Here is a 24768-nt window from a genome sequence, read left to right as displayed (position 1 = left end):
CCAGAGGCTAGAAACGAGAAATTACGAATTACTTTTCTACAGCTTGTCGCAGGGCTAATTGCTGTTGTTTGATATAAGGTACGTAATTACTGCTAGAGTTTGATACCCCATTAGCTACAACCCCAATCAGATTTAACTTACTCAGCATGGCTGTCGCTTGATTAAGCTGACTCCGCGTCACAATACCAATGCTTGCTACCATAACCACGCTACGACAAGATGAGGCGGTAAGCATCGCATCCACCAGACCGAGAACTGGGGGAGCATCTATCAGTACCAAATCATAGTTTTCCTCAAATGCTGCCATTAATTGCATCATCCGAGGAGAACTCAACAGATTAGCTGGGTCAGCAGGTTTGGGGCCAGCGGTCAAAATATCGATGTAGGCGGAACCTGAGTATTGCAGACTAATCTGGTTGGGTAGACTTGCATCACTCGCCAATAGAGTTGAAAGCCCCTGCTCATTAGGAAGATTCAGTTGGTGGTGCAGACTGGGATCGCGTAAATTGGCATCAATCAGTAACACCCTTTTGTGTAAACGGGCAGCACTCATCGCCAAACCCAACGCCAAAGCTGATTTACCCTCATCGGCTAAAGCCGAGGTGATCATCAAAGATTTTAAGCTAGTAACAGTGTTTAAAAGTTCAATGTTTTTGTAAATCAGATCCAGCGATTCCCAGCGCGGTGGAGATTGCAATACCTGAATCGTCCAGGGGGCAAGAACTTCTGGCTTGCCAAAAGGCAACTTGATCATTGATTCTCTGGGTTTGGCTGGCGGTAATTTGGGAGTTGTTCCCAACAACGGCATAGCCATTTGCTTCTCCAACTCAGCAGTGGTGTGAACTGCATCATCAGCCGATTCCCGAATAAAGGCAGCAATACCTCCTAACATTAACCCAACCACAGCACCTAACAGCAAATTCTGCTGAAGATTGGGGCCTAATTGTGTGCCCTGTTGGGGATCTTCTACCACTTCCCAATTAAATCCACCCTTGGAAAGTTCTTGCCGCAATTGCTGTTCTGCTCTTAAAAGCTGCTCTAACCTTTCACGACTAAATTGCAACTGCGGTAGCATCCGATTGTAATAAGCCAACAGAGGCGGGAAGCGTTTAATTTCCAAACGTAGCTCGTTTTCTTTCTGAACTAAAGTTTGATCACGAGCAGTTAAGGCAACTATATTAGTTTGCGTTTCTACTAACTGACCAGCAAGGCTAAGATCAATTTCACCAAGTTGTCCTCGTTCGAGAAGAGAGTCTCCAGAAGTGAAAGCACCAGCAGACTTTCCGCCTAAAGTTCTTCCTACTTCTTGTTGCAATAATTCCTTCTGTCCCTGAAGCTGTTCTTTGAGCTTTTGCACACTCGGAGTTTGATCTGTAAAGCGTAGACGTTCTTGTGCTAGTGCTAGTTCAGTTTTTTGGATTTCGTTGAGTAAGCTTTGGTAGCGAGTAGACTGACTCAGACGAGAAGCAACTAGAGCATTTTGGGGAGAACGATTAAGTTGTTCTTCTAAAGATTTTTGGCGTGCTAAAGCTTCTCCATATTGGGCGCGAGTTGTCTGTCTTTCTTGGCCAATATTGTTCAAAGCTGTCTCAATAGCTTTCGCCTGTGACTCTGGATCAATTAAGTTCTGATTTCTCCGAAACCTTTGTAAATTTGTTTCCGCTGCGTTTACTTCTTCACTGGCTTTACTTAACTGTTCCCTGATAATTTGCAGACCTTTTTGCAAACGCGTAGTCTGTTGTTGTTTGTTATATTCCACATAAACTTGTCGAATCGCACCCAGAACTTTTTGTGTCTTTTCTGGATCTCCAGCGGTGTATTCAACTTGAAATATTTTAGTAGCAATATTATCTTCTTTGCTTCTTAATTGAGTTAAGACCAAAGAAGCTTTAATCTCAGCTGCACTGATATCTGGATAGTCAGACTGAAGTTTATCAACTGCTTTTTGGATGAGTCCTGAACTCTGCATCAAGTTAAGCTGAGTTGCAGTATCTATGACCACATTAGAGTCAGTAAATTGGTTATCTACCCCAGCACCTTCTGTCTTACCTTGATAGTTAGGTTCTACTAACAGTTGCATGGAACTTCTATAAGTAGGTTTGGTCTTTAAAGTTACCATACTTGCAATAGCAACAGAAGCAACAAATACTGCTAAGAACCAAGGAAATCTCCGCATAAATACGGCAAATATTTGTCCGTAACTTGGTTCAGTTTCAGATGATGGGGTTATTTGAGGATTTAGACTAGTTTGAACCACTTTTATTATCCTTGTCTTTTCTACGAAAGGCTACGCCAACAAGATTTACGCTAAGAGATAAAGAAGAATTCAGAATTCAGAATTCAGAATTCAGAATTCAGAAGTCAGAATGTAATCAGTAGATAATTTAAATGTGTCACTGGTTGAAGACTAGTAAATTTAACCTATGATTTTGCTAATTTGGCAGAGTTCATGCTGTTAGCGGAGCGTTTAGCCCATTCTGAATTCTGACTCCTGACTCCTGACTCCTGAATTATTTATTACTAAAGATGCACACCACAAGCTTGGTTAACAATTTGCTCAACTTTACCAAAGAAGGCATTCTCTGAAAAATTTGCTACTGCGTGATTACGGATGCGATCGTAATCCCAAGAAATGCCATTGGCTTCTAGTAATGCAACTTGGAGAGATTCGGGTGTTTGTCTTTTGAAAAAGACTCCTGTTTCACCTGGAATTTGAGTATCTAATACTCCACCTGCTCCATAAGCAATGACTGGCGTGCCGCTAGCATTAGCCTCTACTGGAACTAATCCATAATCTTCTAGGGCTGCGACAATAATAGACTTGGCTTTGGAAAACAAGTCTTTGCGGGTTCTATCACTTACGTGTCCCAAGAATTCAATATTTTGTAATGCTTTGGATTTTAACCGTGCTTGTTCTGGCCCATCACCAGATATTAATAACCGCCACCCCAACCAATTAAAAGCTTCGACTATTATATCAAGTCGCTTATAACTGATCATCCGAGCGGAGGCCAGATAATATTCATCTTTTATATCTGAAAAAACAAATTTACTAGTATCAATTGGATAGTTCACCATCATTGCCTTTTTGCCATAAATATTTTCAATACGGCGGGCAACAACACTAGAATTTGCAATGTAAAGGTCAGGTTCCTGGGCATATTTCAGGTCTACCTTTCTCATTACTTGAAATACTTGTTCGATTAAAGGAGCAAAATATCTATAGTCTCCGTACTCTCTTAAATAAGTTGCTGTATCCCATAAAAAACGGGTGACGTTATGGCAAAAACAAATGTGGCGGGCATTGGGATTTTTTCGCACAGCTTTGGCGAAGCTGGTGCTACTACTAATAATTAGATCATAGTCTTGCAGATCCAAGGCACGAAAGGCAGGAAAATATAGAGGAGCCATCGACCTAAAATATTTTGCTGCACCAGGAATTTTTTGCAAGAAAGTTGTGTTGACTATGCGATCGCCTAAATCAATAGTTTTTTGTGGATCATACAGAGATGTGAAAATATCTGCTTCAGGATAGCGCTTACAAAGCAGTTCAAACACACGCTCTGCCCCACCTCGCTGGGTTAAATAATCGTGGACTAGAGCAATTTTCATGAATTTAACCTAAAGTTTCGATCAGGTTTGTTTCAACGCTCCCCAGCAAATTATTATCAACAACTTTAGTATTCAGCAGTATAGCAAAAGGCAGGAGGCAGGAGGCAGGAGGCAAAAGTATTACTATTCCTAGCCTTGGAGTTTTCAAAATGTCCTAACCTATGTGGCTACGGCTATATAACTTCTTATCCTCTTCACGAAATTCTAGCGACAAATATGTTGGTAAAGGACTTGGAGATCCCCCCAACCCCCCTTAAAAAGGGGGGCTTTTTCTGATTCTTTCACCCCCCTTTTTAAGGGGGATCTTATCCAAACCGTATTAGGGGCGTACAGCTAATTTATTTGTTGCGAATATTTTTGGAACCGATATTATCCAACTGCTACCAAGATTTTTTCTGAGGCGAAATAGTTGTTTTGCTCAGTTCGTAGTTGGTCGCAAAGTCTGCCTTCAGGTAATTCTACATCCTCATAAGTGAGGACTTGATCCTTAGAAATGTCTCGTTTCAGGCGACATCCTTCGGCTAAACCAATCGGTAGGAGATTTTGCTGTTGGACGATATTGGAATTTTCACATTGTCCATAGGTCATGTAGTAACCGATGCCATCCAGGGTTTCTCCTGCTTTCAGGTCGATTTTGGCGGTGGTGACAACATCTACTAGCGGGCCTGCTAGTGGAGACATAACGGCATCACCGAATAGGACAGCACGTGCTACGGACAGGGGAACTTCAAAATGACAGAGGTGATAAGGAGTATAGAAGCTGTAAAGTGGGCCTTCGCCTAATTTGTATAAGTTGAGATAATGGCGTTGCTTGGGGTCGTCGTGAGTGGCAAATACATATACGCCTGGGCCTGGTTTTGCTCCAACTACATAATCGACAATGCCGCCTAGTTCTTTGAGTTGTTCAACATCATATAACTGGGTCATTTCATCGACAGAACCGCTGAAGTCATATCCCAACATTCCCCGTTTGGCGACTTTCATCCCTGTGGCATTGGCTACGATCGCTTGCTCGAAGGAAATTTTGGTTCCGTCGGCGAAGCTAGCCACCATGTGGGGCTTTTGACCCCAACGTTTAGCAAATCCTTCCTGGGTGGTGGGATTGCGATAGGGGTCTTGGAGTCCTTTAATGTTACCGCACAATAAGGGAGTTAAACCAATGCTTTTGACAAAGCGGTAAAGGTTCATTTGTACCCCTGGCTGGTCGCCATCGCAAGCGCTGAGAATCACGCCTGCTTTGTCGGCATACACTTTCAAGATGGGGCCAATAGTGCCGTCGAGTTCGGCATTCATCATGATCACATGCTTGCAATGGGCGATCGCTTCCATAACGATGTGAGCGCCAAATTCCACTGCTCCTGTGACTTCGATTAATGCATCGATGCCCTCTGCCCGACACAGTAACTTTGCGTCTTCTGTGACTGCATACTTACCGTTAGCGATCGCATCTTCTAATTCGCTGACAGTTGCAACAACTTGAATATCTTCAATTCCGGCTTCCGAATAAGCTTGTTTGGCTGCGTCAATCTTGCGATTGGAGATAGCAACTAACTCCATTCCTGGCACTGAATTGACAATTTGGTTGGCAATTCCTCTACCCATGAAACCAGCACCGATCATTCCCACTTTAATAGGATTTCCTGCTGCTGCTCTGGCTTGTAAGGCGCGATCGATAATAATCATGAACTAAACTCCTTTTTGGAACTGTTGGTTGTGATACAAATTCTCTATAAACTTGCACTTAATAATTTTTACAACTAAATATTAAGTACATTTTCATAGTTAATTGGTGTTAGCGTAGGCGTAGCCCGCCGGAGGCATCGCTACTAACTAGTTGTTTGCTAGATGTAGATGTCTGTTTTTTCTGGCTGTGGTTTTCGAGAATTTGCTCTATAGTATTTCGGTATACTTGGGTAAAATTCTCTTTAGTATGATTTGCTCTTACATATTCCCACACCTTCCGAGACATACTTTTCAGGTCTTCTACAGGCAAATTAGAAATTCTTCTAACTGCTGCTTGAATTTCTGCGATCGAAGAATTCTTTAATAGGACACCATAATCCTCATGGACATCAACGCTAGTTTCGTAATTGACTATCGGGATTAACCCTGTATGCATACAAGTGATAACGCTGCCGGCTCCACCTTCTGCTGCTGAAACTAATACGGTACCAATACAACTATTGGTAACTTCTATAAACTCAGGGCTAGTAACATCAATCCAACCATAAGTATGAATATTTGGTGTTTCGTAAAGCTCTTGATGGAAAGCTTGTTCAAATTCTGGTTCCTGCTTAATTGGTCCACAAACTGTTAAATGGAAATCTGGCATTTGTGCAAATGCTTCTAAAACTAAATCCAGACCTTTATGAACAAACCCGTGACTAGCAAACCATAAAAAATGTTTTCTTGCGGCTTCAAAATCTTTTTGTTCTGGCCAAGGATAGACAGTAGGATTAGAAAGCGGTACACGATAAATCGGTTTATTCGCGTATTTGAAAGTATTGATGGTAAATTCATTACCTAAAACTATGCCATAGTCGGCATATTCAATTCCCAAATTAGGCACTTCATATCGCTGTGGAGAGAGAGTAATTCCTCGCCGTTGTTGTAGTTCTAAATGTCTATGACATTCAGCTGCATTACGAAACACCATATTAGCAATGTCAACGTGGAAAATTTTCACACAATCTCTATTGAGTTTTGGTGCTAGTTCTTGCATCCGGTGACGGACATCAATGAAAAATGAATAATGTTTTTCAGGAACGAATTCATCATTGTAGAACTGAATAACATCAACGTTATAACCAAGATCCAAAAAAGTTTGCACCATCCGCCAAACCTCCCAATACCAAGTGTGGTCATGAGGTATGGGCTGACCAGCTTTTAACAGGAATGGCTCAATCCGGTAAGAAAAAAGTACATTCCCTCTAGAAGGCTGGTTTGGTTTAAGTGAAACAACCTTTAAGCCTTTGATGTAATTAATGCGAGTTACTACTTTTTTTAACAACGAATTGATAGAAGTAGTCAGATGGGATAGAGTATTATTTGGCATTTGATACCTCTTGTAATTGTGAAGTTAAGCAAAGAGTATTTGCAACATTGAAACAGCTATTTTGCTCCAACAGTCATCATTCTCAACAGAGGCCAATTTAAATCTTTCTCGGAAATTTCAGTTACATCTAGAGGCCAATTAATGTCAAAAAATGGGTCATCATAACGTAAACCTCTTTCATACCCTGGCGTATAAAATTCACCCACTTGATATACAACCTCGGTTTCATCTGTGAGCGCTTGATAACCGTGAGCAAACATTTCTGGAACATACAAGGCGCGGCGGTTTTCTGGAGTTAGTTCTACACCGATGTGTGATAAGAAAGTAGGAGATTCAGGACGCATATCAATAATTACGTCATAGATTGCGCCTTTGGTGCAGCGAATTAATTTTGTTTCGGCTGCTGGCAGAATTTGATAGTGCATTCCCCGGATAGTGCCTTTTTTGTAGTTAAAAGATAGGTTGCATTGGGCAACTGTTGGCTTTAATCCGTGTGCCTCAAATTCTTGAGCGCAGAAAGATCGAGCAAAAAAACCACGGTGGTCTGGTTTTTCTTCTAAATCAATAATAAATGCGTCTTTGAGTGCGGTTTCGGTGAAAATCATGTGATTCCTTTAAGATGAATGTTTAGTACAGAAAATAACAGTAATGAAGATGGATTTAATAACCTACAAAAGGTTACTAAGTCGGAAGTTTTACTGGATCAGATGCAGAACGTAATTCTGCTCTGGGATATGTATCATCCCAATATTGGGTACAAAGGTCTGGTCGTTCGGGGGGATTAGCTGTGTAACAAAAGAATAGTGTTGACCTGTCTTCTGTGCGAATTGTGCCGTGATGCAAAGCATTTTTCGTATCTACAATAATGACTGTACCTGCTGGGCCGGGACAGGATTTCCAAGCTGATTTGGGGATGACTGCTTTTACTTCTTCGTCATCGATACCCATATATCTTGACTTATAAAGCTTGTAGTAAAGTTGAAAATATTTCCAGCTAAATAAGGGAGTTAAAGAGCGGGGAATATATTCAAAAGGCCCAGTTTTTTCTTCTACGTCATTCAAGTAAATAAAGATTTTGATAATGCGGCGGTCTTCCGCATCACTATGCCATAGGAGCGTTCCAAACTGATGTTTACTCTTGAAATCTTTGCGTAAATGTACACCATGAAAAGCTATCGGAAGACCGATATAATTTTCGATGATGTTGACCAGTCTTTTCTCGATTCCCCAAGCATAAAATTCTGGTAAACCTGTAACTGTGTAAATTTGTGGTAACCTTTCGTCTAGATGGTCGTTGTTGGGATTTTCCATCTGAGACAATTGATGGTAAGCAGCTTTGAGCAGTTCGGAGGTAGAGTTTAACCCTAAATCTGCCAGTGTTGTGACGTAAACACCATCTTTTTTGAGAGCATTAAGGATGTTGCGATCGCATTCTTCCAAGGCTGGCAGATTTCTGCTATGCTTCCAACGGGCTACGTAGTATTTAAAGTCAGAAGACAGTGTAGATATTTTGCGTTGAATTGCACTAAACATGACGTAAATTCCTTCTAGATCCGATGTGTTTTTATCAGTAATTTAATAGTTTATGACTTATATTTCCGTATTTCTTGAGTAGAGACTTCGCTTGATTCTGCTAACCCAAACTCTTTAAAAACGATCACATCCAAAGCACATAAGCTAACTAAAGCTAAGAATGGAACTACTGTCTTAATCGCGGACATAGGCCATCTTCTTAACGCACCTAAGAAAACTTTCAAGTTAACTTCTTTACCGTTCTGCAACAGCATCCGTCTACAAAACTGCTTAGAATATCCATTTTCTTCCAGTTTCAAAATCACTTCGGGTATGTGTTTGTATTGCATTAAAAGTGCAGATTTTGGTTCTTTCTGCCAATAACTCACACCAACAACACATTCCAAATAAGTCTCTTTAGTGACAATTACACTACCATTAGCAGCACAATATCCGGCTAAATATGCTAAAGATATCCAGTTATTCTCAGCATCTTGCCAATTTTGGAGAGCGCGTTTCACTAAATCAGTGCGGTAGATTGTAGCAGTCAGAAAAATGACTGCACCAACACTTTTTGAAAAACAATGCTCAAATATAGCTTTACCATCACCCTTACCATCTTCACTATCTACATCAAACCAGCGATTACCAATAATTGTCGGTGGATGAACTGGTTCACCAGTAATTTGGTTCCGACCAGAAAAATTGAGGAACAATAATGATAAATCTTCATGCTGCTTGAGTTTATTAATCACATAAGCAATGGCTCTATCTTGAATTGGATCATCATCACCAATTGTCCAAACATATTTTGTTGTTGTAGATTTTAGGCAATGCATAATATTTTTTACAACGCCTAAATTTTTAGGATTTTTATTAGAATTAAATGTGATATTGCTAAGTGTTACTTGCCATTTTTTGATTACCTCCTGAGTATTGTCTGTTGAACAATTATCAGAAACTAAAATTTCACAATCATCTTCAAAACCTTTGATAGCTTGAGCTAGCCATGCTAACTGTTTATTAAGTAATTCAGCACGATTGAATGTAGGAATGGCAATGGTAAGTAATTTGTTCATATTAAAAGGATGTAGTTAATAAAAATTGCTATTTACAGCAGCTTGGTCTAATTATTTGTGGTTTGGTAGCCAGATTTTTAAAGGAGTACGCCTTTTAATTGCTTTTTCCAAACTATCTATTGCCAAGACAATTAAATAATTAGTAATAAAAGGCGTTATTTGTGCTTATGTTTAGTAATTACGACGCTATTAAAAGCCTACCCGGAAAAGGAGATGGATAAATTTGTACTTCAGGGATTGGCACTACAAACTGTCCACCCCATTCACCAATAAATGCCATTTGTTCCATAATTTCCTCCTTAATATTCCAAGGTAAAATTAGGAGATAATCTGGTTTAGTTTCGCGGATTTTATCTGGTTCAAAGATGGGGATATGAGTTCCAGGGAGAAATAAACCTTGTTTGTAGGGACTGCGGTCTACTGTATAATCGATAAAATCTTTCCCAATTCCACAGTAATTGAGCAATGTATTACCTTTAGCTGGTGCGCCATAACCAGCGATTGATTTACCTTCTGCTTTAGCAGTCAAGAGAAAATTTAACAGCTTGTGCTTTGTTTGTTTGACTTTTTCGGCAAATGTAATGTAAGTCTCTATGCGATGTAGCCCAGCGGCGATTTCTTTTGCTTTTAAATGGCTAACTCGCTCACTAATGCTAGGATTTGCAGTATGATCATGTTTGGCATAAATTCTGAGTGAACCGCCATGAGTTGATAATTCTTCTACATCAAAAACTTGCAAGTTGTGCGCGGCAAAAATCTTTTCGATAGTGAGGAGTGAGAAGTAAGAAAAATGCTCATGATAAATAGTATCAAACTGATTTTCTTGAATGAGTTGTAAAATATGAGGAAACTCCATCGTCAAGATGCCATTGGGTTTGAGGATGAGTTTTATTCCACCAATGAAATCGTTTAAATCTGGTACATGAGCTAAAACATTATTACCTATTAAAAGGTCAGCTACTTTTCCTTGTATCACTAGTTCTTTGGCAGTTTCAACCCCAAAAAACTTGTTAATACAAGGAATGCCTCTGCCTTCAGCAACTTTGGCAATATTTGCTGCTGGTTCTATTCCTAAGACGGGGATTCCCTTCTCTAAAAAATATTGTAGTAGGTAGCCGTCGTTACTGGCGATTTCAATAACTTGAGTATGATGATTAAAGCCAAACTTTTCTACCATCATATTGGTGTAAGCCTTAGCATGATTTAGCCAACTTACAGAGTAGGAAGAAAAGTAAGCATAGTCACTAAAAATGTGGTCTGGAGTTTCAAATTGTTCTAATTGAACTAAGAGAGTGTCTTCAGAAATATAAGCATGGAGAGGATAAAACTTTTCGGCATTATTTAGCTGTTCTGCTTTAAGATAAGCATTGGCTAAAGGTGACATTCCGAGATCAATAAAGGTTTGGTGCAGAGGTTGACCACTAAAACGACATTTTGCGATCGCCATAAATTTCAACTCACTGATTGCAAATAATTTAAGAGATGGGATAAGTCCGAATCAAATAGTATTGATTCGGAAACTTAGGTTATTTGTTCACTCTTACTAGAGGAATCTAGCTACTTTTTATTCCAAAAGAAATCTTGGTCAATTTGCTCGGTGCGAATCAGATACTCTAGCTGTTTTAAGCGAGTAAATCCTCTAAACAAAAAGGTATCTTCAGCCATGTGTATTTGACTGAATAAATCAAATAGTTGCTGTGCCCCAAGTCGGGCATTCCAATCACACTTAAATCCGGGTAAGATTGTGTTGATTTTCTCGAAGGATACTCGATAGCTGCGGTTATCTGAACCGTTGTCACCAAAAGACAATTTACAATCTGGGAAAACATCAGCAATAATTTCCGCGATTTCTTTAACGCGATAGTTGTTTGCTGTATCTCCCACATTGAAGATTTGATTATGTACAATGTCCCGTGGTGCTTCTAAGGTGCAGACTATTGCTTTGCAAATATCCAGTGCATGGACTAATGGCCGCCAAGGTGTACCATCACTGGTCATTTTGATTTGTTTGCTAGTCCATGCCAACCCTGCTAAGTTGTTTAAAACAATATCAAAGCGCATCCTGGGGGAAGCACCAAAGGCTGTTGCATTCCGCATAAAGGTGGGAGAGAAATCATCGTCAGCGAGTGGTCTGACATCTCTTTCTACCAGAGTTTTGCATTCTGCGTAGGCTGTTTGAGGATTAATTGGCGATTCTTCTGTAACATCACCTGCGGTAGCAACACCGTAAACACTGCACGAAGACATATATACGAAGCGACGCACACCCATAGCCTTAGCCAGACTAGCTAGGCGAACTGAACCTACATGATTAATTTCGTAGGTAATATTAGGTGCTAATTGTCCGGCTGGGTCGTTGGAGAGTTCCGCCATGTGAACTATTGCTTCAACACCTTCCAAATCATCAGGGGTGATGTTGCGGATATCTTTATTGAGGGTTTTGGGTGTCACCCCATTAGCGTTGTATAGCCAACCAACTTTATAAAAACCGGTATCTAGACCGATAACTTCATGTCCCCGTTCAATTAACAGAGGTGGTAATAATGAACCGAGATAGCCTTCTGTACCAGTTACTAATATTTTCATTGTGGTTAATGCCTTTGTATTGATGAGTTAAATTTTTCGTTTAGTAGGGGCGCACAGATGTTCGCCCTAAAGGGTGTTGCATCCAAGAGGGAACCGCTATATTTTTCGTTTGTATGCAATAACTTGACCTCTCTTCAAACCTCTCTCTTAAAAGGAGAGAGGCTTTGAATCTTACTCCCCAACGCTAGTAGGGAAGGGGTTGGGAGTTAGGTGTTAACTTAAGCTAAAAGCCTTTTCAACTCTCGTTTCTAGCCTCTGGGCTGGAAATACTGCTCTTGGCGGCTCTGCCGCCAGCAAGGGAGGCGGAGCCTCTAGGACGGCATTCCCAGTCGGAGACTGGGAACGAGACAATATCTAAAAGCTGGTTTTAGACTGGCTTTCATGTTAAGTTGACACCAATGCAAAGATGCCCACTATACAAGATTCATGCCTTAATTCAGCAGTCCCGGAAATAACAACTATGATATCTATGCAGTGACTACACTATCTAGATGCGAAAGTTGCGGAATTTCTGCCACAAGCGCTTTGCCAATTTCTAGAGAAGATGTGGCCGCAGGAGAAGGAGCATTGCAAACATGAATGGAGTTTTGACCGGAAACAATCAAAAAGTCGTCTACAAGCTTGCCATCGTTCATTAAGGCTTGAGCGCGAACTCCTGCATGGGTGGGAACTAAGTCTTCTGCTTGGACTTCGGGAATTAGTTTTTGCAAACTTCTGGTGAAGGCTGCTTTACTAAAGGAACGAATGATTTCTTGGATGCCTTCATCAGCGTGTTTGGCTGCCAATTTCCAGAAACCAGGATAAGTGATGACTTCCAGAAAATCTCGTAAGTCAAAGTCGGTTTTTTTGTAACCTTCGCGTTTGAGGGAGAGAACCGCGTTTGGCCCTGCATGGACGCTACCATCAATCATCCGGGTAAAGTGGACACCCAGGAAGGGAAAATCTGGATTGGGTACTGGATAAATTAGTGTCTTGACCAGATAGCGTTTTTCTGGGGTGAGTTCGTAATATTCTCCCCGGAATGGGACGATTTTGGCTTGGGGTTCAACTTGACCTAGTTTGGCGGTGCGATCGCTATGCAATCCAGTACAATTAATTACAAACCGTGTTTCAAAGCTACCCTTGTTTGTTTGTAGTACCTGATTTTTACCACTTGGGGAGATTTTCAGAACTTTTGTATTCAGGTGTAAATCTCCACCCTGCTGTTGAATTAGCTGGGCGTATTTCAAACAAACTTGCTTGTAATTAACAATACCAGTTGAAGATACCCGAATTCCACCTACACATTTTACGTGAGGTTCAATTTCTTTGACTTCTTCGGGGCTGATTCTCTGGACTTCTATGCCATTGTCTAAGCCACGTTGGTAGAGATTTTCTAAGCGTGGTAGTTCTTGTTCTTCAGTTGCAACAATTACCTTACCACAAACTTCATGGTCAATTCCATGCTCTTGGCAGAATTCTACCATTGAACGAGAACCATCACGACAAAATTTAGCTTTGAAACTACCTGGCTTGTAGTAAATACCAGAATGAATCACCCCACTATTATTGCCGGTTTGGTGAAATGCCCATTGACTCTCTTTTTCTAGTACTAAAATACGCGCATTGGGATAGCGTTTTCCTAGAGCTAACGCTGTAGAGAGTCCAACTATTCCCCCACCTATAATCGCAAAATCATACATCAGTATTTCGCACTTCAAATTACAGTAAATTTATAAAGTTATTTGGGATTGGGTACTGGGTATTGGGTAATGGGTAAGAAAATATGAGTAAGATTTGGTTTGGATGTGAATCTTCATTCAAATCTTCCCAATCCCCAGTCCCCAATCCCCAGTTCCCTCACCATACCTTCCAAGGAGCTTGGTTGTTTTTCCACAGCCCTTCAAGATAGTTTTTATCACGTAAAGTATCCATTGGTTGCCAAAATCCATCGTGTTTAAAAGCAGATAGCTGTTCCATATCAGCTAGCTTTTCTAATGGCTCTTGTTCCCACACTGTAGAGTCATCGGCTATTAAGTTAATTACTTCTGGTTCTAACACAAAATAACCGCCATTAATCCAGGCTCCATCACCTTCAGGTTTTTCCCGAAAGCTGGTGATTTTAGTTTGCTCATATCCTAAGGAAATAGCACCAAAACGTCCGGCTGGTTGAACGGCTGTGAGTGTTCCTAAGCTATTTTGTTCTTTGTGAAACTTAACTAGCTCGGTGATATTAATATTACTTACACCATCACCATAAGTAAAGCAAAAAGTCTCATTACCAAGATGTTCACTGATTCGCTTTAAGCGTCCGCCTGTCATTGTATTATCACCCGTATTTACTAAGGTGACACGCCAAGGTTCAGCATACCCAGAATGCACGTTCATCTGGTTAAAGCGCATATCAAAGGTTACATCTGACATGTGTAAGAAGTAGTTAGCAAAATACTCTTTAATTATGTAACCTTTGTAACCACAACAAATGATGAAGTCATTAATGCCGTGGGCTGAGTAAGTTTTCATTATGTGCCAGAGAATTGGCTTACCACCAATTTCAACCATCGGCTTGGGTCTGATACTAGTTTCTTCACTGAGGCGTGTACCAAGCCCTCCAGCCAAAATCACCGCTTTCATGCAATTACCTCGGAGATTTGTAGGGATATGATTATTTGACCGTGCCAATTTTAGATTTTTGATTTGCAATTTGGGATTAGTCATCGAACGTCACGAGCCTATGAGTAGATTTGTTCTGCCCAGTTTCATCGTGGGGCATGTAACAAAAAACTCTTTTAATCCAAAATCCAAAATCCAAAATCCAAAATCGGTTGACTTTATCGATATGAAGAGGATGCACTTAGGTGGAGAAAAATTGATTTCTGATTTCTGTTTCTCCGTCAATAATCTAACTGTAATTTCCGTCAAAATTATAAAGGGAATATAAATTAAAATCTTTTCTATATAAAAGCTGTATGAATATCTATAAAGATAAAAATAAATGGCTCAATTAAATAAAAATGATACCTATCAAATAAATAGGGTTAGCATCCGCTAACCCTAGTCAGGCTTGATTTTTTCAATCACAACCGATAATTTACTAGTAATAAAACTTACTTGTTTCTAGTTAGTTTTTTCACTATTACTTGAGCCTTGGAATAAAGGGTCACATTTGTTTTCTACAACTACGCACATGTTACTGAGTGCTTGTTGATAATTATCCATATCATCTTGCTCAAGAAAGATTTTGGCAGATGACTGTATATCTTCGACAGCTTTTGTCTGATTTTTGTTAGATTCACTACCGCCATATTGTGCCAGTTCATAACGAACCATACCTCGTTTAAGATATGCTTTTGCTAGTTTGGGGCTGATAGTTAAGGCTTGGTTAAAGTCAGCGATCGCTTGATTGTATTCTTGCTCATAATTGCTGCTATATTGAGCAATTTGATAAAAGACAACACCCCGCTGAAAGTAAGCTTCTGCTTTGGATACGTTAAGTTTTATTGCCTGAGTAAAATCTTTGATCGCTCTTTTGTACTCTTGTTGAGATTCACCGCTGTATTTAGCCATTTGGGCGCGGACAATTCCCCGTCTGATATAAGCTTCAATTTCATTATTATCCAGACCGATGGCCCGATTATAGTCTGCGATCGCTAGGTTATATTCTAGATCGGGATCGTTACTATATTCGGCGAGCATATAACGGGCATTGCCCCGATTCACCAAAGCTTTGATTTGATTGGGCTGGATTGTAAGAGCTTGGCTATAATCTTTAACTGCTCCTTCGTAGTCTTTCAAGTTATAGCGGGCATTGCCACGATTTACAACCGCTCTGGCATGTTTAGGTTCTTGTTCAATTGCTGCGGTAAAGCTGGCAATTGCTTTGTCATAGTCTCGCTCTTTGTAAGCTGTATAACCTTGCTGATAGGAATCAGCAAAGCTGAGTTTGTTATTTGTCTGGCGAGACTTCAATGTTTGTTGAGTGTAAGCATTTTGGGAAACCAACGGCTGAGTAAATTTAATCATTACGTCCGCATATCCCAATAAACCAAAACCCATCAAACAAAAAATAATCGGGTACAGTTTTGACTTCTTGGAACGTTTATAAGATGAACTGCTGGGAGTCATTACTGGCTGCCAGTAATTAGTTAGGTGGGGCGACATGGCCCGCTGTGGAAAACGCGGTGTCTGGGTGTAATGTTTTCTTGGTTTGATTCGCGGTTGAAGATGTTCTCTAGCTTCGATAGCCCGATGTGATGGGAAGGGGTCGCGTCCACCTAATCGCACAGTACGTTCACACCACGGACAGCTACGCATGTGGTTGTTGTAGCGATGCTGGGGATTTGTCGTGCAGGTAATCAAGGAATCTTCGGCTTCAGCGATTGCTGAGAGCCAAGTCTGGGCACTGGGACGTAGTTGTGGGTTGTTGTGACCCTCTTCAAAACAACGGACAAATAGTTCTTGTAGGCTGGGATGAAGAATTTCCCAAGGGGGTGCAATGGGTGTCGGTAGGTAGGGTACGTAACGCTTTTGGCTGTATGTGAAATGACCCGATGCAATCCGGGCTTCGTAAGGTGGTGGCTCAATAGCACCTTGAAAAATCCCCGAAAATGGGTGAGTGCCTTCCATTAAGAGTTGGAATACTAGCACCGCTAACCCAAATAAATCGTGAGAGATTTCGCGATCGTGCTGGGCAAAAGTTTTATTCTGTAGTTCTGGTGGGGTAAACTCTGGTTTACCCACTGGGCAGCGATAAACAACATTATTGCTTGGGTCGGTTACTTGGAAAGAGTCTGTGTCTATCAAAGTCACCAGTGCGGTGTCACTGACGAGGATATTGGACTCGTTCACATCACCAATACAATATCCACTAGCGTGTAAAGCTGCAAAAGCCGCCGCCAGGTTACGAGCCGTGCGGAGCAGGTACTGATAGTTGAATAGGGGGCAGTGTTGGCGACGGGTTCTAGGGTTGTAAAAGTCGATGATTGGACGCATCCCCTCGATGCGTGGCATCAAAAAGCCCAGGATGCTATTTTTGCCATCTGCTGCCCGTAATAAATCCTCTGGCCAAGCGATAGAGATATGCCCCAAACTAGCTGTAGGGTTTTCTGGCGGGTTGGCCAGCATCGCCTGGAGTTTCTCTGCATGGGCTTTGGTTGGCTTGTGGTATATCTTCGCCACCAAGTTATTATCGGATGGCACTGTGTACACACAAGCTTCACCGCCACGCCCCAAACTGACATTGAGGCTGAGGATTTCTTTTCTGGGGGAACAACGTAGTACCTGCATAATGAAATTACCGCTAACGGAAGTTATTGTAAGATGTTAAACCTGTAGATTTATCGCTCATGAGTCGTTGAATGCAGCTATGATGAGTGTCAAATCATCATCAGTGCGTTGCGTAATCCGCTCTGAGTGTAAAAATTTTACCAATTGTTCCTTGGCTACTGTCTTATCTTCGGTATTGGCTACGAATTCAAACAGCGGAAAAAAGAAGGGTTTGTGAGGTTCGCCAACAACCATATTCAAAGCCAGCATTTGTAGTCCGTCAGTAATTATACCAACATTTACTATGTCTGTGCGCCACAATCTCATCTGCGCGGTATCTAAAGCACTAGGCGAAGTTAAGAAGGTGGTTTCGTTGATATATTCACCACTGTCAGGCATAGTCAGGGCCAGCAGATTACCCATACGATCTTTTGCCACTGCCAAACCATCACCTATCTGTACTACAGCTACAACTTCTGGTGTGGCGACTAGCATAATTAAGGTAGTTGCTAAGTCTTGAGGCTGTTTGTCACACGTAGCCGCTTCAGCCTCCACAGCTTTTTTCGCCGCTAGTATGGCATCATTTAAAAGCGATCGCACCAATGCATCATCAGTCAAACTTTTTCGGGTCAGTCCTTTAGTGGAAATGTTTTCTATTGCTGTCTCCACAGCAATCATCGCTCCCACTTTCCCCAGTAATGCAGAACCCGCACCATCTGCCGCGGCCGCCACTAAAACATTATCTGATAATATCTGCCAGTGATGAGCATCCTGACATAATTGATTGTTTTTTAAGTGACTTGTACCACATACAGAAGCAGCCACAATCCGCCATTGAGCAATCTGTTTTGATATGTTCATAAATTTTTTCCAGCAGCTTGATGTTTACACAGCTAGCTGCAATTTTTAATTAAACAGTCCCCCAACCTATTGGCGGTAGTGCTACCTGTTCATCCACTTGTGAATGAGAAACAGCTGACATACTAGTTGATAGCCAGACAAACATCTCAATAAAATTTAATCCTTTGAGCTTCAGGGGTGTACGCACGGTTATTTGATTTAAACGCGTCATATTCGCATTTTCTACGCCCACTGTAAAAAATGCTACCCGTTTATTCGCCTCGTCTCCCTGTAACCGCTGGGACGCTTGCTCTACCACATGATCTAACTCACCTTGCGGTTCCCCATCAGTAATCATAAATACCCAAGGACGATAGTAAGCAATCCCATTGGCACGATACTGAGATTTCCGCTCTTGAATTATGTCCAAAGCTTTATGAATTCCTGCACCCATAGTAGTCAAGCCCTGTGCTGTCAAAATAGGTGGGTTGAATTGATCAGCAGTCACAAAATCTTGTACTACATTGATATTACTATCAAACGTGACGATCGCCACTTCTACCCGTCTTGCAGCTAAGGAATTTTTGACTAATTCATCCTTCAAACTCAGTAAACCCTGATTTAAAGCCTCAATCGGATCTCCTTGCATCGACCCAGATGTGTCTAGTAAAAGTACACAAGGACAACGTGGTTCTGGGTTCTCAGCAAATTCTACTACTTCATCAAGTCTTAATGTATCATGCATAACTTTTTGTGTTATGTTAAAATTCAACGTTTTATTTTCCTTTGTTCAAAGTATATAATTCTCAGTCGCCGAGGCGACTACAGAATATAGTATCTAGTGGTAGATGCTCTAATCTTTATTAAACAAATTATTTTCATGAAGTTCTCTATATATTTAAGATGAACTTGAACACAGCTTAGTTTAGCAAAAAAGAGTTTATCAAAACCCAGCATTACCTGTTGTAATGTATCTACCAAAAACTTATATCCACTAAACCTACAGTACAATAAATACGTAAACTTTCCTAGGTAACTTCTTAAAGATTTTATGTAGAAGAATGGTTTCTTTATCGAAAAATAATTAGCCATAATTAAGATCATTAACTTTAGAAGTATACCAGCGTAACTGCGCGAACTTGGAATAAGATTTACCTGCTTTTTGGAAGTGGGAATCAATAAACGTGATGATTAAGGTCTTCACTCAAGAGTTGTTAGTAGTGAGTAAAGCCTAGAAGCAACAATATCTACTGTTAGTCATAGCTATGACAGGTGTTTACTTTTATTCATACCCACCTACTTATTTTTTGAGATAAATTAAGTAGTACGTACAAAATGTAACAGATAGGTTGCAAAACTTATTCCTTTTAATATATATACATATTTTAAAAGAAATAAGTTGTGCATAAAGACATATTACAAAGAAGAAAATACTTCATAGCTCATATTTTCACTCTACAAATGTTCAGTTGTTGATTCCGCAAAAAAACTTGAAAAATATGAATAACTCAGGTGCATTCACCAAACTACGTCCCCTAAGTTTGTTAAGACAGTTATCAAATTGCTCCGATAGTACTTGTTTACAAGCATTGAGTAACTCAGTTACTTGGACGATTTACTTAGAACAGGGCAAAATAACTTACGCTACTCATTCCGTAGAACCCTTTGATCGACTAGAACGCCATTTGCGTCGTCTCAGCCACCAAATTCCACTCCTTACTAATGAGGTTCGTATTCAAGCAAGGTTGATGTTTGAACCTGATTCACACAGTCAGTTAATCGAAGATGACAGAAATTCCAGAAGCCATCCCCCTGAGTATCAGGCTATATCCTGGCTTATTAGTCAACAACATTTACATTCTACACAAGCAGCAGTGCTGATTCAGGAATTAGTTAAAGAGGTGATTGAATCATTTTTGCTCATCAAAGAAGGTACTTATGAATTAGCAGAACCACTTAATCGAATGCCAAAAATTTGCAGGCTAGATGTAGAAAAAATTCTAGACCGTTGTCAAATAAGATTACAGAATTGGCAGGCTTTTGTTCCCCAAATTTCTTCTCCATATCAACGTCCATATATGTTGATTAACAGTAAACTTGAGAAGCAAGACTTACCAAAACTTCAGCCAGATTTAATTAACTGGATGAAGGGCTTTAGCCTGTGTCATCTGGCCGCGATTTTGAATCAAGATGAAATTCAACTGGCTCGCAATTTATACCCTTACATCCTTCAGGGTGCAATTATCCTGCATGAACCCGATCCACCATTTGATAAATTACCAAAGATTTTTGAAGATAAATCGCTTTTCTCAAAATTAATTCCAGAGTTAGTTGACACCAAAGAAAAACTAAGTACCAGCGTCACCTCTTACCCAAATATTTCTGAAGAGAATATAGCTCCTGTTCAGCGATTACCACAGATATCTACTCCTCCAAAAGGAAACTTTCAGGAACCAACAATATCAAATAACATAAATTCTGCTTCCCAAAGAGTAACGGCTGCTACTGTAACCGCACAAAAAGTCCACAAAATAGTTTCTGTAGATGATAGCCCCACAATTCTCAAAGAAATTAGCCATTTCTTAGAAAATGAAAATTTTTCTGTAGTGACTATCAACGATCCACTAAAAGCCGTTTTATCAATTATAAGGCACAAACCGGACTTAATTTTGCTGGATTTAAACATGTTAGGAATCGATGGTTATGAATTGTGTCGGATTATACGAAATAATTCACTATTTCAGAAGACTCCTATCATCTTCGTCACTGGAAGTAAAGGGATTGTAGACAAAGTAAAAGCGAAATTAGTAGGAGCATCTGGCTATCTGACTAAACCGTTTACCCGCGCCGAATTACTGAAAATAGTCTTCATGCATTTGACTTAAATTAACTACTCCAATGAGTTTTTACTGCACATTATTTTATGCGATAATCTACACATGACTACTAATCTAGAAATTGACGAAAACTTAATTAAGGAAGCTCTCGAACTTGGTGGTCATCCAACTAAGGATGCTGTTGTAGAAGAGGCATTAAGAGAGTATGTACAACGTCGAAAGCAACTGAAAATCCTGGAGCTATTTGGTACGATTGAATACGAAGATGATTATGACTACAAGCAACAGCGCCAAAGTGGATGAAAGTCATTGTTGATACTTCAGTCTGGTCTTTAGCTCTCAGACGCAATTATAAAGTTGACGACTCACCCCATGTTGTCGTGTTGCGAGAATTAATTACTGATGATCAAGTTGCTTTAGTCGGTGCTGTTCGGCAAGAAATACTCTCAGGAATTCGTGACGCAAACCAATACAATCAGCTAAAAAATTATCTCCGCGCATTTCCCAATATTGAGTTAGATATGGAAGACTATGAACTTGCTTCTAAATTTTATAATACTTGCAGAAGCAATGGTATTCAAGGTGCAAACACAGATTTTCTAATTTGTGCCGCAGCCTCTCGGAGAAATTACACAATAGTAACCACAGATAAAGATTTTGAGAATTTCAGTCAGCATATTCCCATAACATTGTTTCAATGCTAGGTCTACGCTACTTAACCCTACACTCAAATTAGAGGATAAAGGGTTTTGCTTATAATGCCAGTCTTTTCCTTAACTCAGCCTCTAACTGTTCGCCTGTGCTAACCACAACCCTATTTGGTCTGGCTCTAACAATCCTTAAATAGTGTTGAAAAGCTTCTTCATCCTGGGGATGATGCTTTACATATTCCCGTAATTCCGCTTCAGTTAATTGCTGATAATCTAAATTACTCATTGGATGATTTCCTCTCCATTACTCAAAATTTCTACTTGAATTGTTTGGCCTATTAGCACTACTATTCTTTGCGATCGCTTGTCGTACCTGGTTAGCTCAATTGTTTGTAGTAGGTTACTTACTCGCACACATAAATCGTAGAAAGCTTTTAACTGTTCAATCGTGGGTTCCATTTGTATAGATTAGCTACTGAATCTCTCGTAGCAAACATCTAACTCACATTGACTGACACAAGTCAAGACGAAAAGAAAAGATTAGCATGAGAGATTGTTCTGCCAGTCTAACGTAGTAGGATTGTTCAAGTGAAAGGGTACGCTTTGCAGGATGAGTAGCCATCGAGCGCTTCTTGCACCCTAAAATAAGAGCAAAAGACGATTCCTAAAACAATCACACTCCATGCGTATTTCTCTAAATTGGCTGCGCGAACTAGTAGAGATAAAACTAAGTCCAGAAGAATTAGCCGAAACCCTGACAATGGCAGGGTTTGAGGTAGAAGATATTGAAGACCGCCGCACTTGGGCAAATGGCGTGGTGATCGGGAAAGTGCTTGAGCGTCAACCCCATCCCAACGCCGATAAATTGAGTGTTTGCCAAGTGGATATCGGTGCAGATGAGATTTTAAATATTGTCTGTGGCGCTGCCAATGTGAAGGCAGATATCTATGTACCTGTGGCAACTACGGGTACTTACTTACCCAATATTGATTTAAAAATTAAACCTGCAAAACTACGTGGTGTCCCATCTCAGGGCATGATTTGTTCTTTAAAGGAACTCGGTTTGCCTACCGATGTAGACGGAATTCATATTTTTACCCAGGAAAATTTACCATTGGGTAGTGATGTGCGGCCGCTGTTGGGTCTAGATGATGTAATTTTAGACCTTACCGCAACTGCCAACCGCGCTGATGCTCTAAGTATGGTTGGCGTAGCACGGGAAGTAGCAGCTTTGACTGGTGGAAAGTTGAGCATTCCTGAACCTGGTGAAGTCTCTATTCCCAAAAGTGCCGGAAATTTAGCTTTAAAAATTGCCGATACCCAAGCTTGTCCTGCATACATTGGTACGGTAATTGCACAGGTGAAAATTGCTCCATCTCCCGAATGGTTGCAACAGCGTTTACGCGCTGCTGGTGTACGTCCCATCAGTAATGTGGTGGACATTACTAACTACGTTTTGTTGGAATGGGGACAACCACTGCACGCCTTTGACTGCGATCGCCTAAAATCTGTTGCAAGTAGCGAAAATTTAACCATCGGCGTCCGTTTCGCCACTGCGGGGGAATCCCTCAAAACCCTAGATGGACAAACTCGCACCCTAGCATCCCAAAATTTGTTAATTACCGCTAACGACAAACCTGTTGCACTGGCGGGAGTCATGGGTGGAGAAGAAACAGAAGTCCACGCAGGTACTCAAAGCCTAGTTTTAGAAGCAGCTTTATTTGATTCCGTGGCAATTCGCCGTTCTTCCCGGAGTGTTGGGTTAAGAAGTGAGGCTTCTGGCAGATACGAACGGGGAGTTAACCGCGCTGAGTTGGAAATAGCTAATCGCCGCGCCTTATCTTTAATTAGCGAATTAGCGAATGGAATTTTTGTCCAGCAAGAAATTGCCGACACCCGCCCCGATCCGTCTACCTGGAGTCGTTCTATCGCCCTGCGTTTAGACCGAGTTAATCAGATATTGGGGCCAATTGAATTAGAAGAGGATACAGGTGAACTCCAAGAACAAGATGTGGAGCGCATCCTGACTGCATTGGGATGTAATTTAACTCCTTCAGGAGAAGATAGCAGCCATCAACCCACATGGTCTGTCTCTGTTCCACCTTATCGTTACCGCGACTTAGAGCGAGAAATTGATTTAATTGAAGAAATTGCCCGTCTCTATGGTTACAACAAATTCTGTGATACTCTACCAGAAAAAGCGGAAGCTGGCTATCTGCCTTTAGATCAAGAACTAGTTCGCAAGTTACGAGCTTTCTTGCGGGCTGAAGGGTTGACAGAATTAATCCACTATTCTTTAGTCAAACCAGGAGAAGACAGAAATATAGTCCTGTCAAACCCCTTATTTGTCGAATATTCAGCGCTACGAACCGATTTGTTATCTGGGTTAATTGATGCTTTTCAATACAATTTAGAGCAGGGTAATGGTGCGCTGAACGGCTTTGAAATCGGGCAAATTTTCTGGCGAGAAGAAGATGGTTTGCAAGAGACAGAAGCCCTTGCAGGGATTGTGGGAGGGGATATTTCCCTTGGCAAATGGTCAAAAAGTGGACGCGAAGAACCCATCACTTGGTTTGAAGCCAAAGGCATTTTAGAAAGTGTATTTCGGCAACTTGCCTTGGAGGTAGAATTTCAACCCGATCGCCGCGACGATCGCTTACATCCAGGACGCACCGCTTCTTTGTGGATTCGGGGTAACAGACTGGGTATTTTTGGGCAACTCCATCCCCAACTGCGACGAGAAAAAGGTTTACCAGATTCCGTTTATGTTTTCCAGTTGGATCTAGATGTACTTTTAGATTCGCTAGGACAAGATGAAGTTCTTGTGCCAACATTCCAGCCCTATTCTACCTATCCAGCTAGCGATCGCGACATCGCCTTTTTCGCACCCGTGAAAATCTCAGTTGCCGAAATTCAAAAAGTAATTACCAAAGCGGGTAAAGATTTGCTCGACTCGGTGGAATTATTTGATGAATATCGGGGTGAAAATGTCCCCGAAGGACAGCGGAGTTTAGCATTCCGCTTAATTTATCGGGCTAGCGATCGCACTCTGACTGAGGCAGAAGTTGAACCAGTACACAATAAAGTCCGCGAAGCTTTAGTGGAAAAATTCGGCGTGAACTTGAGAAGTTAGAAGTTATAAGTTATATCATGTCCGGCTGATTCTGGTCGAATTACCCCCCTTAATCCCCCCTTGCCAAGGGGGGAAAAAGAAATCTAGTTCCCTCCCCTTTCCAAGGGGAGGGTTAGGGTGGGGTAAAATCCTGGTTAATCAGCTATTTCAGACTTGTTGACACGCCAAAATAGCAAATGGGTTCACCGAAATAGCAAATTGGGTTCGCCGAAACAAGAAA

20 protein-coding genes are annotated in these 24768 nt (G+C 40.9%); 4 read left to right on the top strand and 16 right to left on the bottom strand.

Annotated features, from left to right (window positions below):
- Nucleotides 1-28: 28 nt before the first annotated feature.
- The 14 genes from RRG12_RS31905 to RRG12_RS31840 all read right to left on the bottom strand — a co-directional run bounded on the left by RRG12_RS31905 (nt 29) and on the right by RRG12_RS31840 (nt 18673).
- A complete protein-coding gene (locus RRG12_RS31905; RefSeq protein ID WP_420761972.1) occupies nt 29-2257 on the bottom strand; it encodes a GumC family protein in 2229 nt (742 codons plus the stop codon).
- A 263-nt stretch (nt 2258-2520) separates the two neighbouring features.
- Nucleotides 2521-3612, bottom strand: a complete 1092-nt coding sequence (locus tag RRG12_RS31900) for a glycosyltransferase (RefSeq protein WP_420761971.1) — start codon at nt 3610-3612, stop codon at nt 2521-2523.
- A 369-nt stretch (nt 3613-3981) separates the two neighbouring features.
- Nucleotides 3982-5295, bottom strand: coding sequence for an NAD(P)H-dependent oxidoreductase (locus tag RRG12_RS31895; protein WP_069071177.1), 1314 nt, complete (start codon nt 5293-5295; stop codon nt 3982-3984).
- 109 nt (nt 5296-5404) lie between these two features.
- Entirely contained in the window at nt 5405-6667 is a 1263-nt protein-coding gene (locus RRG12_RS31890; RefSeq protein ID WP_420761970.1) for a glycosyltransferase, read from the bottom strand.
- A gap of 56 nt (nt 6668-6723) precedes the next feature.
- A complete protein-coding gene (gene rfbC, locus RRG12_RS31885; protein ID WP_069071179.1) occupies nt 6724-7272 on the bottom strand; it encodes a dTDP-4-dehydrorhamnose 3,5-epimerase in 549 nt (182 codons plus the stop codon).
- Nucleotides 7273-7348: 76 nt separating this feature from the next.
- A complete protein-coding gene (locus tag RRG12_RS31880) occupies nt 7349-8200 on the bottom strand; it encodes a phytanoyl-CoA dioxygenase (RefSeq protein ID WP_420761969.1) in 852 nt (283 codons plus the stop codon).
- 50 nt (nt 8201-8250) lie between these two features.
- Nucleotides 8251-9258 carry a glycosyltransferase family 2 protein gene (locus tag RRG12_RS31875; protein ID WP_069071181.1) on the bottom strand — a complete coding sequence of 336 codons (1008 nt, stop codon included), beginning with the start codon at nt 9256-9258 and terminating at the stop codon, nt 8251-8253.
- 178 nt (nt 9259-9436) lie between these two features.
- On the bottom strand, nt 9437-10705 hold the full coding sequence (locus tag RRG12_RS31870) for a methyltransferase domain-containing protein (RefSeq protein ID WP_420761968.1): 1269 nt from the start codon (nt 10703-10705) through the stop codon (nt 9437-9439).
- Nucleotides 10706-10815: 110 nt separating this feature from the next.
- Complete coding sequence (locus RRG12_RS31865) at nt 10816-11844, bottom strand: NAD-dependent epimerase/dehydratase family protein (RefSeq protein WP_069071183.1); 1029 nt, start codon at nt 11842-11844, stop codon at nt 10816-10818.
- 467 nt (nt 11845-12311) lie between these two features.
- Nucleotides 12312-13526 (bottom strand): L-2-hydroxyglutarate oxidase, encoded by a 1215-nt coding sequence (gene lhgO, locus RRG12_RS31860; protein WP_420761967.1) that lies wholly within the window; start codon nt 13524-13526, stop codon nt 12312-12314.
- Between the two features lie 157 nt (nt 13527-13683).
- On the bottom strand, nt 13684-14457 hold the full coding sequence (rfbF, locus tag RRG12_RS31855) for a glucose-1-phosphate cytidylyltransferase (protein WP_069071195.1): 774 nt from the start codon (nt 14455-14457) through the stop codon (nt 13684-13686).
- A 483-nt stretch (nt 14458-14940) separates the two neighbouring features.
- On the bottom strand, nt 14941-17109 hold the full coding sequence (locus RRG12_RS31850) for a tetratricopeptide repeat protein (protein WP_069071185.1): 2169 nt from the start codon (nt 17107-17109) through the stop codon (nt 14941-14943).
- A 57-nt stretch (nt 17110-17166) separates the two neighbouring features.
- Nucleotides 17167-17949: a PP2C family serine/threonine-protein phosphatase gene (locus RRG12_RS31845; protein ID WP_069071186.1), complete on the bottom strand. Its 783-nt coding sequence runs from the start codon at nt 17947-17949 to the stop codon at nt 17167-17169.
- Between the two features lie 49 nt (nt 17950-17998).
- Entirely contained in the window at nt 17999-18673 is a 675-nt protein-coding gene (locus RRG12_RS31840) for a vWA domain-containing protein (RefSeq protein ID WP_069071187.1), read from the bottom strand.
- A 754-nt stretch (nt 18674-19427) separates the two neighbouring features.
- On the opposite strand from RRG12_RS31840, the gene RRG12_RS31835 reads away from it, so the two are divergent.
- Genes RRG12_RS31835 through vapC form a run of 3 tightly spaced genes read left to right on the top strand, consistent with a single transcriptional unit; the run spans nt 19428 to nt 21469 of the window.
- A complete protein-coding gene (locus RRG12_RS31835; RefSeq protein WP_420761966.1) occupies nt 19428-20813 on the top strand; it encodes a response regulator in 1386 nt (461 codons plus the stop codon).
- 54 nt (nt 20814-20867) lie between these two features.
- Nucleotides 20868-21068 (top strand): type II toxin-antitoxin system VapB family antitoxin, encoded by a 201-nt coding sequence (locus RRG12_RS31830; protein ID WP_069071189.1) that lies wholly within the window; start codon nt 20868-20870, stop codon nt 21066-21068.
- Nucleotides 21065-21469, top strand: a complete 405-nt coding sequence (gene vapC, locus RRG12_RS31825; RefSeq protein WP_420761965.1) for a type II toxin-antitoxin system VapC family toxin — start codon at nt 21065-21067, stop codon at nt 21467-21469. The genes RRG12_RS31830 and vapC overlap by 4 nt, the downstream gene beginning before the upstream one ends.
- Nucleotides 21470-21518: 49 nt before the next feature.
- Here the strand turns inward: vapC and RRG12_RS31820 are convergent, their stop codons facing one another.
- Both RRG12_RS31820 and RRG12_RS31815 read right to left on the bottom strand, forming a co-directional pair.
- Entirely contained in the window at nt 21519-21701 is a 183-nt protein-coding gene (locus tag RRG12_RS31820) for a DUF6887 family protein (RefSeq protein ID WP_069071191.1), read from the bottom strand.
- Nucleotides 21698-21874 carry a DUF6888 family protein gene (locus tag RRG12_RS31815; protein ID WP_176727039.1) on the bottom strand — a complete coding sequence of 59 codons (177 nt, stop codon included), beginning with the start codon at nt 21872-21874 and terminating at the stop codon, nt 21698-21700. Before RRG12_RS31815 ends, RRG12_RS31820 begins: the two co-directional genes overlap by 4 nt.
- A 223-nt stretch (nt 21875-22097) precedes the next feature.
- On the opposite strand from RRG12_RS31815, the gene pheT reads away from it, so the two are divergent.
- Nucleotides 22098-24548 carry a phenylalanine--tRNA ligase subunit beta gene (gene pheT, locus RRG12_RS31810; protein ID WP_420761964.1) on the top strand — a complete coding sequence of 817 codons (2451 nt, stop codon included), beginning with the start codon at nt 22098-22100 and terminating at the stop codon, nt 24546-24548.
- Nucleotides 24549-24768: the final 220 nt, after the last annotated feature.

The sequence above is a fragment of the Nostoc sp. CALU 546 genome (assembly GCF_048836525.1).
This window is presented reverse-complemented; position numbering and strand designations above follow the sequence as displayed.

Bases quoted from the DNA above. Each gene is read 5' to 3' on its own strand.
- RRG12_RS31900 (WP_420761971.1), bottom strand. From the start codon at position 3,612: ATGAAAATTGCTCTAGTCCACGATTATTTAACCCAGCGAGGTGGGGCA.
- RRG12_RS31895 (WP_069071177.1), bottom strand. From the start codon at position 5,295: ATGATTATTATCGATCGCGCCTTACAAGCCAGAGCAGCAGCAGGAAAT.
- RRG12_RS31890 (WP_420761970.1), bottom strand. From the start codon at position 6,667: ATGCCAAATAATACTCTATCCCATCTGACTACTTCTATCAATTCGTTG.
- rfbC (WP_069071179.1), bottom strand. From the start codon at position 7,272: ATGATTTTCACCGAAACCGCACTCAAAGACGCATTTATTATTGATTTA.
- RRG12_RS31880 (WP_420761969.1), bottom strand. From the start codon at position 8,200: ATGTTTAGTGCAATTCAACGCAAAATATCTACACTGTCTTCTGACTTT.
- RRG12_RS31875 (WP_069071181.1), bottom strand. From the start codon at position 9,258: ATGAACAAATTACTTACCATTGCCATTCCTACATTCAATCGTGCTGAA.
- RRG12_RS31870 (WP_420761968.1), bottom strand. From the start codon at position 10,705: ATGGCGATCGCAAAATGTCGTTTTAGTGGTCAACCTCTGCACCAAACC.
- RRG12_RS31865 (WP_069071183.1), bottom strand. From the start codon at position 11,844: ATGAAAATATTAGTAACTGGTACAGAAGGCTATCTCGGTTCATTATTA.
- lhgO (WP_420761967.1), bottom strand. From the start codon at position 13,526: ATGTATGATTTTGCGATTATAGGTGGGGGAATAGTTGGACTCTCTACA.
- rfbF (WP_069071195.1), bottom strand. From the start codon at position 14,457: ATGAAAGCGGTGATTTTGGCTGGAGGGCTTGGTACACGCCTCAGTGAA.
- RRG12_RS31850 (WP_069071185.1), bottom strand. From the start codon at position 17,109: ATGCAGGTACTACGTTGTTCCCCCAGAAAAGAAATCCTCAGCCTCAAT.
- RRG12_RS31845 (WP_069071186.1), bottom strand. From the start codon at position 17,949: ATGAACATATCAAAACAGATTGCTCAATGGCGGATTGTGGCTGCTTCT.
- RRG12_RS31840 (WP_069071187.1), bottom strand. From the start codon at position 18,673: ATGCATGATACATTAAGACTTGATGAAGTAGTAGAATTTGCTGAGAAC.
- RRG12_RS31835 (WP_420761966.1), top strand. From the start codon at position 19,428: ATGAATAACTCAGGTGCATTCACCAAACTACGTCCCCTAAGTTTGTTA.
- RRG12_RS31830 (WP_069071189.1), top strand. From the start codon at position 20,868: ATGACTACTAATCTAGAAATTGACGAAAACTTAATTAAGGAAGCTCTC.
- vapC (WP_420761965.1), top strand. From the start codon at position 21,065: ATGAAAGTCATTGTTGATACTTCAGTCTGGTCTTTAGCTCTCAGACGC.
- RRG12_RS31820 (WP_069071191.1), bottom strand. From the start codon at position 21,701: ATGAGTAATTTAGATTATCAGCAATTAACTGAAGCGGAATTACGGGAA.
- RRG12_RS31815 (WP_176727039.1), bottom strand. From the start codon at position 21,874: ATGGAACCCACGATTGAACAGTTAAAAGCTTTCTACGATTTATGTGTG.
- pheT (WP_420761964.1), top strand. From the start codon at position 22,098: ATGCGTATTTCTCTAAATTGGCTGCGCGAACTAGTAGAGATAAAACTA.